Below are 14,881 nucleotides of genomic sequence, written 5' to 3'. Positions count from 1 at the left end.
CATCTTCCTTCTTACCGCTTTCATTTGTACGTTAAACTTGTAAGCGGCGCCTTTTTCATCAAATAAGGGTATAGCAAAATAAGTCCGAAAACATAGAGCAGCAAAGCAAATATAGCCGGTGAAAGATGCCAGAAATCGGTATATCCAATTGAAAAATGCACGCTAAATCCAGCGTAGAAACCCGGCGCACCGCCAAACAGAAGCGTCCACCATAACCAACGGGCGCCTTGCCGGCTGCCCCATAGCGCTGTGATGAGAATCGCTAAGGCATCGCACAGCAGCGCGCCGCCAAAACCGGCCCGGTCATGGGCAATAAGCGGAATTAGCTTCGCGTTTACTTCTTTTAGAGCAGCAAAGCTGGCGTACAAATAAGCAAGATCGGTCTTCACGAAAACGTTTGTAACCCCAACCAGAGCGATTGTTAATCCGCCGGCAGCCAGCGCAAAACCTAACACGACAAAGCAAAGCTGTCCCCACATGGCAAGCCGCCATACGCGGTCGTTGCGGAGGTTGACAGGAAGGCGATAGGGCTGCTCCGGATTGCTTCGCATCGAAAGAAAAAACATCGGAAGCAGGATAGCCGAGGCCAGTGCATGAAACGGATCAAAATAACCATAGCCCAAGTATAAAAAAAAGCTTAAAAAACCAACAACCCCCGACGTCAGCAAAGCCGTTCTAGCCCAGTCCATGCCTTCTCTTATTCCATGCTTAGCCAACTGATAATACAAAATGCCAATCGAAATCATCGTTCCCGCCAGCGTAACCCGGTCATGTGACATGAAATGAAGAAGATTAGGGTTGATATGGCGCAGCTCCTCTAGCGACATGCCTATAAAGTCTAAATCATAAGGCAGCAGCACGGAAGTAGCAGCGATAATCCAGGAAAAAATACCTCCAATCATCATCCCGATGCCCAGCAGGCACATCCACCCCCAATGCTTCCAGAAGGAGGGTGTTTGGGGTACGGGAAGCTTGCAAACCTGTTCATAAACAATAGCTTCATTTATTCGTTTCGGCAGGCCTGGACCGGCATACACTAAGCCGCTATGCAGCATGATGCCGTCCGCGCCCGCCTTCAGGAGATCGAGCGCATCCTGCGGCTCATGCACTCCGCCTCCCGCTTTAATCACCAGGGAGGGTCCGCACACGCTGCGGAGCAGCTTTATTTTATCCAGGGCAAGAGCTTTACCTTCTCTTCCCACGCGTATGGCTTCGCCACCGCCTTCATCGCCAACGCTTCCGCCATCACGGACAGCCTCACCGATGACCACCCCGCTCCATATAATCGATTTCGGATTGCTTAATATAGCAATAAGCCTCTCATTCGGATAATCCGGCGGGACATACAAATACAGAGGTTTATCGGCATAATGATTGGCAGCCGCAAGCTCCGGCAAACGGTTTAGAACAGCTTGTGAATCCGCAAAGCTTCTTGCCGCTTGCAGCACATCTACATAGAACCCTGCTGCTCCCGAGGCATGGAGTTTCTCCATCATTCTGCCAAGCTCTACAATCGCCTGATCAGGCAAAGCATGCGGCATCGGAGTGATGCGGGCAAGCTGCGGCAATTGATGTCCAGGCTTTGCAAGGCGTGCGGCAACAACGTCTAAGCCATCATTCTCGTAATAGGTTGGATAACGTACGGTTTCAGCAGCGATATGATTCTCTATCGGCTGATCGCTTCGGATAGGTTGAACCGTGACAGGCCCATGCTCAATAAAACCGAAGCCAAATTGCGCCAATGCTTTTTGTGCGGCGCCTTCCGGGTCTACGCCGCCGGACAAGCCCACAGGGCTGTTGACGGCGATGCCCGCCATATCCCGCGCCAGTAACGGCGACGGCTTCATATGTCCAAGCGTTCGAATGGCGAATGAGCCGCCAGGCAATCTGCCCAGCTTGCCGATGGCTGTCAGCGTTACAGATCTGCTCAGTCTTGCAGGAAATTTAAATAATAAAGGGCGAAACAAGGTCTGATACGACCAATCCGGCACGATCATTCTCCTCTTTACGGATTTGTTCAATCTATAATAGCTTTGATAAAAAATAGCGTCAACAATTTCCGGCACAACCAAGAAACAAGCCTAATCCAAGGGTTGATTGGAACCATTTGTTTTCAAGTTCATATGTTATATAGTCATTTGACTATACTGTCTTTGGAGGTTTTAAAATGAATCGAGCATTTATACCATTTGGCGGACCAGGATTCCATTCGCCCTTCCGGCCTTTTCCTCATCCCTTTTTTCCACGCCGTTTTCTGTTTCCCTTTTTCTTCTTTTCCCCGTTTTTTTTCTTTCCTTTTTTCCGGGAGGACGGTGAAGATGCAAGAAATGATATGTACTTCGCTGTCCACCAGACATTAGCCGGAGATACACTAGAAAAGGTCTCCCATATGTATAACATACCTAGCGTCATTCTTGAGGAAGCAAACCCGCACATTGCTAATCCTAAAGAAATCCAACCGGGCTCATCGGTCTATATCCCGCGTATTTCTAATATGCACTGTAACAAGACGTACATCGAAAGAGAAGTGGAAGCGCCGTCCACTACGCCGCTCGGACAAAATATGCGGTATCCGGGAGCACCTTATAACATGTAGTCCGATTACATCATCAGCTGATTCAAACACATGAAGCATCAAAGCCTATCGAGAAATGGTCTTTAGCCTCGATAGGCTTTTTTGAGCATCTGTTATTCTGCCAATTTATAGGCGGGTGACACGGAAAAAGCATCTCCGTCACAAACACCCAATCAGAATGCGGCAACGATACATAATCTACAGAGTACTCAAGAAACAAGGAGGTGTTATGAACAATGTCCGGATTCGTTGGTGGTGCTTTTTCGAATACTGGTACCATTCTGGTCCTTTTCATTTTATTGGTGATTATCGCATGCAGCTGTGTAGGAGGTTTCGTTGGCGGCTTTAATAAATGCTGCTAAAGAAGTCTAAGACTTATGCTTCAAGCACTCAAATTGCCATAATACCTTCCAAAATATTTTTTACAGGCTAATGACATTTATAAAATGTCTCCGAGGCAAACACCCAATCAAAACGTTAAAACCACGCATAATTTAAAGTGTACTCAACACTTAAGGAGGTGCAATGATAAATGTCTGGTCATGTAGGCGGTGTTTTCAATAATACTGGAACGATACTTGTCCTTTTCATTTTATTAGTAATTATCGCTTGTAGCTGTGGTATCTTCGGCGTCGGCGGTTATGGCAAAGGTTACTAATATCCCCTTTGAATATTTGTTCAAAAGGCCCATTTCATGGGTCTTTTGTGTTTTTATATTTTACAACAACTTTATTGCCGCTCCTTACATAAAATTAATAATTTCAAATCGAAAACCGGAATAAAAACGAACGCTTCAATCCATAATATTCGAGTAATTCCAATCCATTTAGGAGGCGTTATTTTGAATCAAATTACGCAAACACAGCAAATTTCCCAGCTCGTCAATCAATTAATGCGGCAAACAGAGCAAGCATCCATGCAGTATCAACAATTACTTAAACAGGAAGAAATGAACGCCATGCAGCTTGAGCAAATTGCGCAGCGCGAGCATCAAGCGGCTCAAATTATTCACACCGCACTGCAAGGCCACCAAACGGCTATGCAGCAGCTGCAGCAAATCAATAGCATGTGCAATCAGCTGTCGAGCACTGCATCCTTAACACCAAGCTACATGAGTAATCAAAGCAATGCGGGCCAATATTCCAACTACGCTCAACACTAAATAAATAGGTCAGTAAAAACAAATCACCCTCTTGCTTTTCTCCATTTAGCAAGGGGGTGATTTGTTTTTACGCTGCCATTCGTTATTCCCCATTTGCGATAGCCGGTTATTGATAACATTGCATTCTTAGCTATGGCTAAGTTCCATGCGGATGTGAACTTAGAGATGAGCGTTTTTATGGGTTTTTTAAAGGAAATTGAAGAGCTGGGTTTAAGTGCCGAGCTGTTAAGCCGAATAAATCCGCTGGTTCCTGATCATATGTACAGGGAGGAATGCTATTATTTGTTGAAGCTTTCGGAGAGCGGAGAGATCCCATCCCCGCCATGCGATCCAACTGCGCGGAGGCTGGAATAAGCAGAAAACATTTGGACAGTTTATAGAGGAGAGTGATGACAAAGGAGGCGCTTAGTGTTGGAAAGCTCATTCGAGCAATCTTTTATGCCAATTACGACTTTTGCTAGCGGAGAGGGTCTTGCTTACCGGCCAGATATTTATTGTCTCCCTATCCAAATCGTAAATGTTTGTCTTATCGGAGACCCGAATAAAGAGCAAGAGGGCTGGGTTCTCGTTGATGCCGGTATGCCAAGATCCGCGAAAAAAATCATTAATGAGGCGGAGGAACGTTTCAATTCTGCGCCTAAAGCGATTATTTTAACACACGGTCATTTTGACCATGTCGGTGCCATTATTGAATTGATTGAACGGTGGAATGTTCCCGTATACGCGCATAAGCTGGAGCTCCCTTATTTAACCGGCGAGTCTGATTATCCGCCTGCAGATCCTACCGTAAATGGCGGACTCGTATCGGAAATGTCCCCCTTCTTTCCCCATGATGGAATTGATCTGGACGACCTTGTAAAGCCGCTGCCTGCGAATGGAATTATACCGGGACTGCCTGATTGGAAATACATTCATACGCCGGGTCATACGCCAGGCCATATCTCACTGTTCCGTGAAGAGGATGGCACCCTGATTGCCGGTGATGCGTTTGTGACGGTCAAGCAGGAATCACTTTACAAAGTCATAACTCAGGAGCAGGAAATAAGCGGTCCGCCAAAATATTTTACGACAGATTGGGATGCGGCGGAAAAATCCGTTAAGAAGCTTGCTGCCCTTAATCCTTATTAAGCGATTACGGGACATGGGGAGCCCATGTTCGGTGAATCCCTAAAAGATAACCTAACGCTTCTAACGAAAAAATTTAAAGAAATCGCTGTGCCGGAGCAAGGACGGTTTGTCCATTAGAAACGACGTTTAACAACATAAAAACCCTGCTGTAACAGCAGGGTTTTTATGTTGTTTAACGAGCTTCATCCACTATCAGGTACGCTCACGGTTGCGGTTTCTTAAACCCATTAAGCCTAGCAGACCGAACAGCCCAAGCCAGCTCCAATTGAAATCATTGTCATTGTCTGCTGCGTTCGTTCTGTAAGCGTTCGTGTTCATGTTCGCGTTCGTATTCAGTCTTGTATCGTTGTCTACATCGAGTGCGCGAGTCGTATTATCAATGCCTATTCTGGTATCAGAGCGCAAACCTGTATCCGGAACGGCATTGCCCATACTTCTGTTGGTGTAATTTTCCATCGTGCCCGTCCTCGAATGATCTGCAAAAGCAGGTACAGCAAGTACAAAAGCCAAACATGAAATCACACAAAAAATGGACCAAAACTTTTTCATTTACTCGTCCCCTTATCAGTTTTTTCGTTCGGGCTTATTTTGTCTCAACCTCAAAAAACTATACGGAAACCGGGAACCAAATTACACTTCTATAACAATGGGAAGAATCATTGGCCTTCTTTTGGTTTGTGTGTAAATATACTTTCCAACTGATTCTTTTATTTTGTGCTTCAGAATCGTCCATTTTATAAAATTACCGCTACTTTGCAATTCTTTAATTTCCTGTATAACCAAATCGTTTATTTTCTCCATTAAAACCTCCGATTCCCGAACATAAATGAATCCTCGGCTGATCATATCCGGCCCGGACAATAAGTTGCCTTCTTCTTTGCTTAATGTAACGACCACAACGAGAATGCCATCCTCGGCAAGGTGTTTCCGGTCCCGTAATACGGCATTTCCGACGTCGCCTATCCCCCACCCGTCAACAAGTGTATTCCCTGCTGGTATTTTCCGGCTTTGGACGGCGGCCTGATCTTTAAAATCAACGACATCGCCATTGTTGACAATAAATATATTGTCTCTTTCCACTCCGACTGCTTCCGCTAATAAACGATGTTGAAACAGCATACGGTACTCGCCGTGAATAGGGATAAAATACTTCGGTTTCATTAGCGTTAACATTAATTTAAGCTCTTCCTGACTGGCATGTCCGGATACATGCATGCCTGTCACTGTACCTGAGCCATAAATGACGTTTGCGCCTAAAAGATATAAATTATCCACGATCTGGGATACGTTCCGCTCATTTCCGGGTATCGGAGAAGCAGCAAAGATTACGGTATCGCCGGACTGTATTTCCACCTGACGGTAGCTCGAGCTTGCGAGACGAGAAAGTGCAGCCATTGGCTCCCCTTGACTACCCGTACAGAGCACGGCAATTCTATCCCGTGGCATCTCACTTGCTTCTTTCACCTCGACCAGCATTCCTTCCGGAATATTCAAATGGCCAAGCTCCTCCGCTACCGATACGACATTCACCATGCTTCGTCCCAGCAATAGCAGCTTCCGGTTCGTTTGCTGTGCCGCATCAATAACATGCTGGAGACGGTGAACATTCGAAGCGAAAGTTGAAACAAATACTTTATGCTCCGCTTTTTTGAAAGCATCCGCAATATGCTCGCCGACAAGCCTTTCAGAAGGCGTGAAGCCTGGCCGTTCTGAATTTGTGCTTTCAGAGAGCAAGGCGAGTACTCCGTTAGCGCCTATGCTGGCCATTTTATGAATATCCGGATACTCCTTATTAACAGGCGTTAAGTCGAACTTGAAATCGCCCGTATGTACGACTGTGCCTTCAGGTGTATGGAAGACGACGCCGAGACAGTCGGGAATACTGTGATTCGTTTTAAAAAAATCCAGCTTTAACGTACCCAATTCAATAACCGAGTCCGAGTTGATTTCATGGAGCTCCGTATCTCTTAGAAGATTGTTTTCTTTTAATTTTCTTTTTATTAATCCGAGTGTTAACTGCGACCCGTAAATAGGTATATTCATTTGCTTCAGTATATAGGGTATACCCCCAATATGATCTTCATGTCCATGGGTGAAAATGATGGCCCGAACCTTATCTTTATTTTCCTTCAGGTAAGTGATATCGGGAACAATCAGATCGATCCCCGGTAAGCTTTCGTCGGGAAATTTGGATCCGCAGTCAATCACGACGATATCTTCGTCATATTGAATCACGTACATGTTTTTCCCAATTTCATGAACACCCCCTAATGCAAAAATCGAAAGCGTATTTTTCATATTTTCCTTATTTGCAGCCTGCATATTAAGGTGGCCTCCTGCTTCGCGAATTTATAAGACTGACGATAGTTAGGCGCTGTCGCATAGCTTATCACATTTGTATTATTAACTCTGCAATAGTAGGCATCCATGGAAGTTCCTGTCATAGCGAGTAGCTTTAATTATGTCGCTTCGACCTCTGTCCATTTTAATTTTTGCAACCCTATAGCCCATAAAAACGTTATAATCGAATATACTTTCAGGAAGTAGCTGCTTGCATAGAGGGTTTTAGGAGGCGATTGACGATGGAAACATTCGGCAGAGGCTGTCTTTACATTATCCTCGGCGTCATTATCGTGATGGCGCTGGCTTTTATCGTTGGAGGCACGATTACAATCCCGTGGTACATCCTTATTCCCCTTATTATACTTGCCTTTTGGGCCGCATCCAGGAAAGGCAAATGAGCTGCTTATTTTAAGCACGGCAAACAAACCGGCGTCCGGTCGCATATGGCCGGACGCCGGTTTGTTTGCTTGCAGCCTACGCCAGCAATATGACTCTCGCTGCCGAATCCCAGCTGGCGGCAAGCCCAAGCTCTGCTGCCAGATCCCGAATTTGAACATAGCCCGTTGCTTCGGATAAAATGGATTCGAGCTCCTTTCCGTTAACGGTTACCTTCGATCCCCTCCAACCGATTTCCGCTCCCAAAGCTTCGCCAAGCAGCCTGGCCGGCACCCAGGTCACTCCTCCAATCAAGTAGCCGTCCGAAGTGGCCTGCCCCTTGTACAAAACAACAATGAGCTCCGCATCCTTCAGCTTCTCCGGCTTCGGAAATTGCTTGCTGCCTAGCGCATCATATTTTTTTAATCCATACTGCTCGATAATCACTTTTAATTTGCTCGGATAAGCCGGATCAGTCGCATAGCCGCAAGCAAATAGCATGTCTGCTTGACGTTCAGGCGTCATTGCTTTACGCACCCGTTCATACCGCGGAGCTGCCAGCAGCAAATCCAAATCCTTATAAAAGTGATAGATGCTCTTGTAGGCGCGGAAAGCAGCTCGCGTATTCATGCTTCGCCCATCAACAACTTCCCATGTGCCCTTAACGACTGCTTCTCCATGCCAGAAAGCATTCGTCTGACCGCTGCCAACCTTGATGCCCCCTAAGTTGTACCATTCGTGAATCACGCCTCCGGTTTCGAGCAAGTTTTGCGCTAACCTCACGGAAGGAAACATCGCAGACCCTTCCCGCTTAACCCGTAATACCGTTGGTGCCAACACCGCAATAAATTGAATCCTAGTCAGCTGTGCCATCGTTTTACTCCTTTCTGCCGCGCTATGTGGCCCGTAATCTAACCCTGTCCTTATCTTTGTATGCAGCGGCAGGACCAACGGCAACTGACAATTGCGTACGATACGTGCAACCAAACGAAAAGACCGCCCTGTAAGAATCGTTCATCCTCAGGGGTCGGCCTTTATCCTCATTTATAAACTCCTATATGATTCCGTAAAAGCGAAGAGTATTGGCAAGAAGTATTTCCGCAACTCGCCGGGCGGGCTGCTCCTTTATGGCCGCAATATGCCCCGCCGCATCGGCAGCCATCGCGGGCCGGGTCGGCTGAGAGGCATACGGCCCTTCGAACGGCCATGGCCCGTCCGTCTCCACCATCAGCTGATCTAAAGGATACTGCTCCACAAGCCGCTGAATTTCCTCCTCGTAAGCAATATCCGGCGTAACCGATACCATGTAGCCGCTGGCAGCCATCCGGCGTACCGTGTTAGCACTGCCATTGAACCAATGGAAATGTACTTTGCGAACGCCATGCTTCTCCAGAATGTCGCATGCCTTATCTGCATCCTCATATACCGCATGCAGCACAATCGGACGATCCAGCTCAGCGGCCAGTGCGGCGAATCGCTCAAGCAGCTCCAAATAAGGCTTCTCGTCAAATGACACGCCCACTCGCGCTTCTTCCGCCTCCGTCCGCGTATAATACGGAAGCCCGACCTCTCCAATTGCAAACCTCTCGCCCGCTGCATGGCGCAAACGAATCCATGCGAACAGCTCATCGAGCTCCGCTTCAGCAGGAATAGGCTGCTCCGGATGAAAACCGTAAGCCGGATGCACCCGTCCAACGTAACGAAGGGCAATTTCGCGGTTCACTACCGAGGATTGCAGATGCATCGAGACGGTAACCACCGCAGCGACGCCTTCAGCGAAAGCCTTTTCCAGCAGCGGCTCCCGCTCCTCTGCAGCATACAAATCAATGTGAAGATGCGCATCTATGCATGGGCCTGCGGGCAAGGCGGACTCCGGGCTTAATGCTCCCTCAAGCTGGCCATCTTCGATTTCGTTCACCTTCTATCCGCTCCCTTCCTTCGCGCTGATCATAAGCATAATCCGATCGGATAGAAACAGCGCCTCCTCGATGCTGCCCGAAGGAAAGAAACCCGCTGCAGCATACCTCCGGACAGCACATGCGGATAGGAATCCCGCTCATACGCCGGGAATTAAATACAGCAAAGCGGGAGCACGAAGCCCACCGCCGATCCTCCCGCGAAGCCGAGCAGCGTCAGCTGCACCGTCGCTTCCGTATGTGTCATTAGCCGCGGCCAAATCCGGATGGCCTCCTGCACGATTGAATTAGGCGATGGAAGCAAAAAACGTCCCCCTTATCCGGAGGACGCCCTACAATCGACTGTAGCTGTTTGTACCGGCAAAGGCCGAATCGCTCCGAACGAGCCTGGCAAGCAAACAAAGCTTCTGTCCCTACACTGGCATTATCCAGATCAGGTTTTAACGGGTCGGAATTGTACAGATAATTCCCTCTCAGCCGGCTTTAGCAGCTCCCCGGAACATATTCGGTTCGTCAACACCATCAATTGTATAGCAAAACCCGCACATTATGCTAGTTTTTCTCTAAAACGATTATCATCAAGCCTTATTTTGCTTCGTCTTCCGGCACACCGCCACGACATACATCGGCTCGGCGCTCTTAAGCTCGTGGAGCGGGATCAGCATGTGCGGCGTCCAAGTACGCATATGCACCTCGCCTCGATCCGGTGCGATGGCGTTCATTTGGCGCAGCCAGCGCATCGCAGGAAACCTCGAATCATCGAACGCATTCTGACCATATACGGCCTCGACTGCGTAGTGCATCACAAGCTCTCCTATCAGCTCAGCCGTACGGTATTCAAAGCGGTGATGCTGGTTAAAGGGCTGCTCCTCAAAATAAATATGCGAATTCGTAACGGTGCGATTCGGCGTCGATACGATAAACAAGCCTCCATCCTTCAGCACGCGAGCCGATTCCCTTATCCAATCCGCTCCCGCGGTGACATGCTCGATCGTTTCGAAAGAAACGACAGCATCAAACGATTCATCCTTAAAGGGCAGCCGCAGCACATCTCCTTCCGCAAACGAGACGCCGCTGCTGCCGTAGTCCCGCTCGGCCAGCTCGAGCGATCGTTTATCAACGTCGATACCCACCACCTCAGCCGCTCCCGCCCGCTTTAGCATGGCGCTTCCATAACCCGCTCCGCACGCGGCATCCAGCACGCGCATTCCCTTCACCAGCGGACCGGCAAATTCATAACGGCTCATATGCTCATGATAGACGCTGCTATAGCTTTGCTTGACCGTTTGATTTACAACCAGCCGCTCGCCTGTAAACCGCACATCGTTTTGCTCCGCGAGCTGGTCCGATTCATCTTCTCGAGGCGATAACTGCTTTGCTTCGTTCGTCTGTTCTGCTTGCGCAGTCTCCTGAATATAGGCCTGAGCCGACGATTCTTCCCCTTCTTCTCCATTTCCTCCAAGTTCAGCCGGCTCGCCGTTTTTGTCTGCTTCCTCCCGCTGGACCGCAAACGGGACGCGTCCGTACACAAGTAAATAAGCGGCTGTAAGCTGATCCGTAATCGCTTCATCCGTTAGCTGCTCAAGGAGGCGAATATAATCAAGCTGCTCCTGCGGTTTATGCTCGGCGAGCGTAACCTTCACATAAGAAAAACCGGACTGTACGTACAGCTGATTAACCTGCTGCAGCGTATATTGGATAGCCGCTTGGCGCTTCGCCCTCACATTCGCCGGATCCAAATATTGCCGTACATTCTCAAAATAAAATCGATTCGCAAAGCAGCCGATTATCCAGCCTCCGGGCTTCAGCAGACTGACAAGCCGCTTCATGGCTTGCGGCGTCCCGTAGGCATGGGCATCTCCGATCATTATTCCGTCCAATCCTTCGGCAGGCAGAGCCCAATTCTCCTGCTCTCCCGAGCGGAATACGGTAATTCCCGACGCCTCGGCAACTCTCGCCGCCAGCTCGTTACGCTCGACACCGTACCATTTGGCATACGGGAATTGTTTCTTCATATGCAAAATTGTCGCTCCGCAGCCGCAGCCGATTTCCATGAACGAGCAATCATCGCGTTTGTATTCATGAGATTCCCGCTGAATGACCGTGCTGAAATCCATTCGTATTTGCGCCAGATCTCCCGGATGAAAGCCCCATTTTTCCATAAAAACTTGTGCATTGTTCCTCAAGGTTTGTTGAAACAGCTCCGGATCGGAATTAAAAGAGACGCTGCCATGATGATGAATAAACGTATCTCCGCACAACAATAGCCTGTAGCCTGCCAGCCGCAGCCTCAAGCCATAGTCGTCATCCTCAAAGTTGCCGATGCCGAATCGCTCGTCAAGCGGTCCGGCCTTCTCCCACGCCTCCCGCCGCATGAGCAGGCAATAGCCGACCAGCTTTACGCGCTCCTCCCATTTCGTTTTGTCGGGGATGGCATGAAGTGCGGAAGCGAACAGCTCCATTTCCTCTATCGTCTTATACGTGACCGGAATATTCGTCCAATATGAAGCCGAGTTCGTGACGGGGCCGACTGCCCCGATCCGGTCATCGCTGAGCAAGCCGCGCTTCAATCCGTCAAGCCAGCCCGGCGTTACGATCGTATCGTTATTAAGCATCATAAGAAGATCCCCCGAAGCCGCAGCCATCCCTTGATTACTGCCCTTAGGAAATCCTTCATTGCAGCCATTGGCGATTACAATGATGCCGCATTCGTTTTTTGCCCACTCTGCCGTGCCATCCGTCGAACCGTTATCTACAATAATCAGCTCATAGCAGCTCCGCTGCGTATGCCGCCGAATGCTCTCCACGCATTGCTTCGTGTAATCAAGCTTATTGTAGGTAACGAGAATAATGCTTGTCACGCACCCATTGGCATCGCTCACGCGTATCCCCCTCAAGCAAGCGTAAACGGCTTACGCAGTCCTTTGGCGGCAAAAGCCCGTTTCGCTAGGAAATATAGACAGGTTATAACAGTGAACTTTATAAAATCTTATATTTCATGCTGTACCCATAAAATATGTCGACGCAGCCGTTTCGGTGAGGCGTGCATAACAACTATCGGTCTATCCTGCTGTTTTATACTTCTTCCGTATGCCGACCATAAGCATAAGCAGCGGCAGCACGACTTGAAATAACGGAACGATCTTCAGCGTAATATTAAGTCCGATCCACATGTGATACGTATTATTCGGTTCCAAAAACGACGCTGCATAGATGATGAGACCGATCGGCAGCACGCAATAACGGTATGCTATGCCGGTAACCGCATTAAACGTGAATACCGAGGCCATATACAGCGCGGTTATTTTTACATAGAGACCGATAAACAGCAGCAGCGTCACGATAACATCAAGCCGCTCCAGAAAGTTAGCCAGCCTAATCAGCTGAACGACCTCAAGCAGCGGCAGAGCTGTAATCGCAGCCATCTCCGGTCCTAGTACGCACATCGTGATCGAATTCATAAGGATAAGAAAAACGGATGCCCCGATAAAAGACCAATAGGAGACGCGTCCGATAATTTCTTTCTCGCTGACATGCTTCCAAAATACGAGGAAAACAACGATTTGACCAAATGGAAAGGACAATAAGTCCGGGAATGCAGCCTTCACAACGGGGAGCATCCCATTCTCCAAAAGAGGCAGCAAATGCGTTAGCTTCGGCAATCTGGCAATAAACAGAAATAAAACAATGGCAGTGTAGCTAAGCGCTACAATCGGAAACAACAGCTGCACGACGCGGACAAATACTTCAAGGCCCCTGCTGACGGTGTATGCCGCCGCGCTGATAATAAGCAGCATAACAATCCACTTTGGAGTTAAGGTAAGCAGCGCCATCATCGTAAGCTCGCCTACATCCCGTACATTGCGCATCGATTCGTACGCAAACCACAAAGCATGGAGAAATCCTACTAAGCCGCCGATCCACCGTCCGAAATGCATGATGTAAAGCTCGGCCAGCTCCGATTCAGGAGAACGTTTTTGTATGCGGACATACATGACAGTTAGCAGCAGGCCGGCAAACGCAGCGAGCGTCATTGCGATCCATGCGTCTTGCTTAGCCTTTATGCCGAGTTCGAATAAAGGCGTGCTGCCGATCAAAAAAACGATGATCAAAATAGAAAGCTGATTTTTCCCGATCTGCTGCATAGTATCTCCTTTCCGTTTATGAGCTGCCCTTCTTCTATTCCTTCTTCTGTTCCTTCTTAAATCCGCTTCCGCTCATCCCTGTTGAATATACTTTCACCTTTACCGCGATCTTCACTTCCGTGCTTGGCAACAGCTCCATCCAGCTTTCTTCCGCCTCCGACCACTGCTTCGGATATTTTTTGTGGATCGCGGTGCCGAAGCCGATCACATCGACCTTATGCCTGCGTACGGCCTTCCAGCCTTTCTCCATAATGGAGGCAATCTCGCCTTCAATGAGCTTCTCGACCTTCTCCACCTCATTCGGCTCCGAAAGATCGCCCTCGCAATTGTATTCCATCAGCGTCCCCTCCGCGTCCGCATTCACATGCATAATCCATTTGCCGCTTGAAGGCTCGGGACGCAGCTTGGTTTTCGCAAACGTAATTCGGATAGATGAGCTCTTTCGCCCTTCCCCGCCCTCCGAGCATGCAAAGGAGATCGTCGTTCTCTTCACATGATTCGCAAGCCACATGATGCCTTGGCTCTCTTCATTGTTAATCCAGCCTACCAGCTTATCGCCGGCAATTAGCCCCAAATCAAATAATCTAACCTTGGAGGGCGTATTCGTACGGGTCAGTTTCTCGGCCTTATCCATATTCTCATTCGTTCCTGCCATAACGAGGCCCGGAATGCCGGTAGCATGTGTCGTGCCCAGCAAATCCAGCAGCACCTGATGAATCGTCATTTGACGAAATATAGAGCTGTTCAATTCTTCATTGGTGATCATGCGTTGAATCGCTGCGGCTGGAATTTTCTCCAGCGGGATCAGCTGCTCCAGCATTCGGCGCGCGCTGCCCTTCGACAGGTAGACGCTGACCGTCTCACGGGAATCATGATTGCGCAAATAAGTGTCAAGCAGCGGACCCAGCCCTTTGCGGGCAGCCTCCTGGCCGATGATGACGATTTGCGTATGCGAGAAGTAGAGACGCCGCGATGTCTCCTGGCTCGCCTTGCTGACCGCGCTCCGGTAGCTCTCGCCCTTCGTGGAAAAGACATTGACCGCCGCTGAGCTGCTGGTAGCGCTCTGACTGGAAATCGCTTGCGGAATAACCACCTGATACGATAACACCCATTTTCCATCTTTCCAATCAACGCCGGTTGCGGAAATAACGGCAATATCGTTCAGCTCTACGCGGTTCCAGCAGCCGCTAATAAGCAAACAAACAAGCAGCGGAAGCATTAGCCTCCATTTATTCAT

General features: G+C 48.8%; 14 protein-coding genes, 1 pseudogene and 1 riboswitch. Of the genes and pseudogenes, 6 read left to right on the top strand and 9 right to left on the bottom strand.

The window, feature by feature from the left end; translation table 11 throughout:
- Positions 1-20: 20 nt before the first annotated feature.
- Positions 21-1,991, bottom strand: coding sequence for a hypothetical protein (locus tag ASG81_RS17890; protein ID WP_056637708.1), 1,971 nt, complete (start codon positions 1,989-1,991; stop codon positions 21-23).
- Between the two features lie 398 nt (positions 1,992-2,389).
- Here ASG81_RS17890 and ASG81_RS34045 point away from each other — a divergent pair, with 398 nt between their 5' ends.
- The 5 genes and pseudogenes from ASG81_RS34045 (at position 2,390) to ASG81_RS17870 (ending at position 4,982) form a co-directional block, all read left to right on the top strand.
- On the top strand, positions 2,390-2,596 hold the full coding sequence (locus ASG81_RS34045; RefSeq protein ID WP_235548922.1) for a hypothetical protein: 207 nt from the start codon (positions 2,390-2,392) through the stop codon (positions 2,594-2,596).
- A 511-nt stretch (positions 2,597-3,107) separates the two neighbouring features.
- A complete protein-coding gene (locus ASG81_RS29990; RefSeq protein ID WP_081417409.1) occupies positions 3,108-3,233 on the top strand; it encodes a sporulation protein YjcZ in 126 nt (41 codons plus the stop codon).
- A gap of 183 nt (positions 3,234-3,416) precedes the next feature.
- Positions 3,417-3,737 carry a hypothetical protein gene (locus ASG81_RS17880; RefSeq protein ID WP_442952909.1) on the top strand — a complete coding sequence of 107 codons (321 nt, stop codon included), beginning with the start codon at positions 3,417-3,419 and terminating at the stop codon, positions 3,735-3,737.
- A 132-nt stretch (positions 3,738-3,869) separates the two neighbouring features.
- Positions 3,870-4,091, top strand: a complete 222-nt coding sequence (locus ASG81_RS17875) for a DUF2935 domain-containing protein (RefSeq protein ID WP_081417408.1) — start codon at positions 3,870-3,872, stop codon at positions 4,089-4,091.
- Positions 4,092-4,175: 84 nt separating this feature from the next.
- A pseudogene (locus tag ASG81_RS17870) lies at positions 4,176-4,982 on the top strand (MBL fold metallo-hydrolase).
- A 75-nt stretch (positions 4,983-5,057) separates the two neighbouring features.
- Here the strand turns inward: ASG81_RS17870 and ASG81_RS32125 are convergent.
- Positions 5,058-5,414: a WGxxGxxG family protein gene (locus tag ASG81_RS32125; RefSeq protein WP_056636974.1), complete on the bottom strand. Its 357-nt coding sequence runs from the start codon at positions 5,412-5,414 to the stop codon at positions 5,058-5,060.
- Between the two features lie 81 nt (positions 5,415-5,495).
- Positions 5,496-7,187: a ribonuclease J gene (locus tag ASG81_RS17860; protein ID WP_056636971.1), complete on the bottom strand. Its 1,692-nt coding sequence runs from the start codon at positions 7,185-7,187 to the stop codon at positions 5,496-5,498.
- A gap of 260 nt (positions 7,188-7,447) precedes the next feature.
- Here ASG81_RS17860 and ASG81_RS32120 point away from each other — a divergent pair, with 260 nt between their 5' ends.
- Positions 7,448-7,606 carry a hypothetical protein gene (locus ASG81_RS32120; RefSeq protein ID WP_181425935.1) on the top strand — a complete coding sequence of 53 codons (159 nt, stop codon included), beginning with the start codon at positions 7,448-7,450 and terminating at the stop codon, positions 7,604-7,606.
- A gap of 76 nt (positions 7,607-7,682) precedes the next feature.
- Here the strand turns inward: ASG81_RS32120 and ASG81_RS17855 are convergent, their stop codons facing one another.
- From ASG81_RS17855 to ASG81_RS17835, 6 genes are all read right to left on the bottom strand, one after another.
- A complete protein-coding gene (locus ASG81_RS17855) occupies positions 7,683-8,456 on the bottom strand; it encodes a glucosaminidase domain-containing protein (RefSeq protein ID WP_056636970.1) in 774 nt (257 codons plus the stop codon).
- Positions 8,457-8,637: 181 nt separating this feature from the next.
- The gene (locus ASG81_RS17850; protein ID WP_442952916.1) at positions 8,638-9,492 is read right to left on the bottom strand and encodes a TatD family hydrolase; all 855 of its coding nucleotides are present in this window, start codon (positions 9,490-9,492) and stop codon (positions 8,638-8,640) included.
- A gap of 161 nt (positions 9,493-9,653) precedes the next feature.
- Entirely contained in the window at positions 9,654-9,803 is a 150-nt protein-coding gene (locus ASG81_RS31030) for a hypothetical protein (protein WP_155971634.1), read from the bottom strand.
- Positions 9,804-9,892: 89 nt separating this feature from the next.
- A riboswitch (TPP riboswitch) is annotated at positions 9,893-10,006 on the bottom strand.
- Positions 10,007-10,077: 71 nt separating this feature from the next.
- On the bottom strand, positions 10,078-12,381 hold the full coding sequence (locus ASG81_RS17845; protein WP_056636967.1) for a methyltransferase domain-containing protein: 2,304 nt from the start codon (positions 12,379-12,381) through the stop codon (positions 10,078-10,080).
- A gap of 180 nt (positions 12,382-12,561) precedes the next feature.
- A complete protein-coding gene (locus tag ASG81_RS17840) occupies positions 12,562-13,644 on the bottom strand; it encodes a GerAB/ArcD/ProY family transporter (protein WP_056636964.1) in 1,083 nt (360 codons plus the stop codon).
- A 34-nt stretch (positions 13,645-13,678) separates the two neighbouring features.
- On the bottom strand, positions 13,679-14,881 hold the full coding sequence (locus ASG81_RS17835; protein ID WP_056636961.1) for a Ger(x)C family spore germination protein: 1,203 nt from the start codon (positions 14,879-14,881) through the stop codon (positions 13,679-13,681).

The organism is Paenibacillus sp. Soil522, from assembly GCF_001428245.1.
Taxonomy (GTDB): Bacteria; Bacillota; Bacilli; order Paenibacillales; family Paenibacillaceae; genus Pristimantibacillus.
Note: the sequence above shows the minus strand (reverse complement) of the source record. Positions and strands in the feature narration are given on the sequence as shown.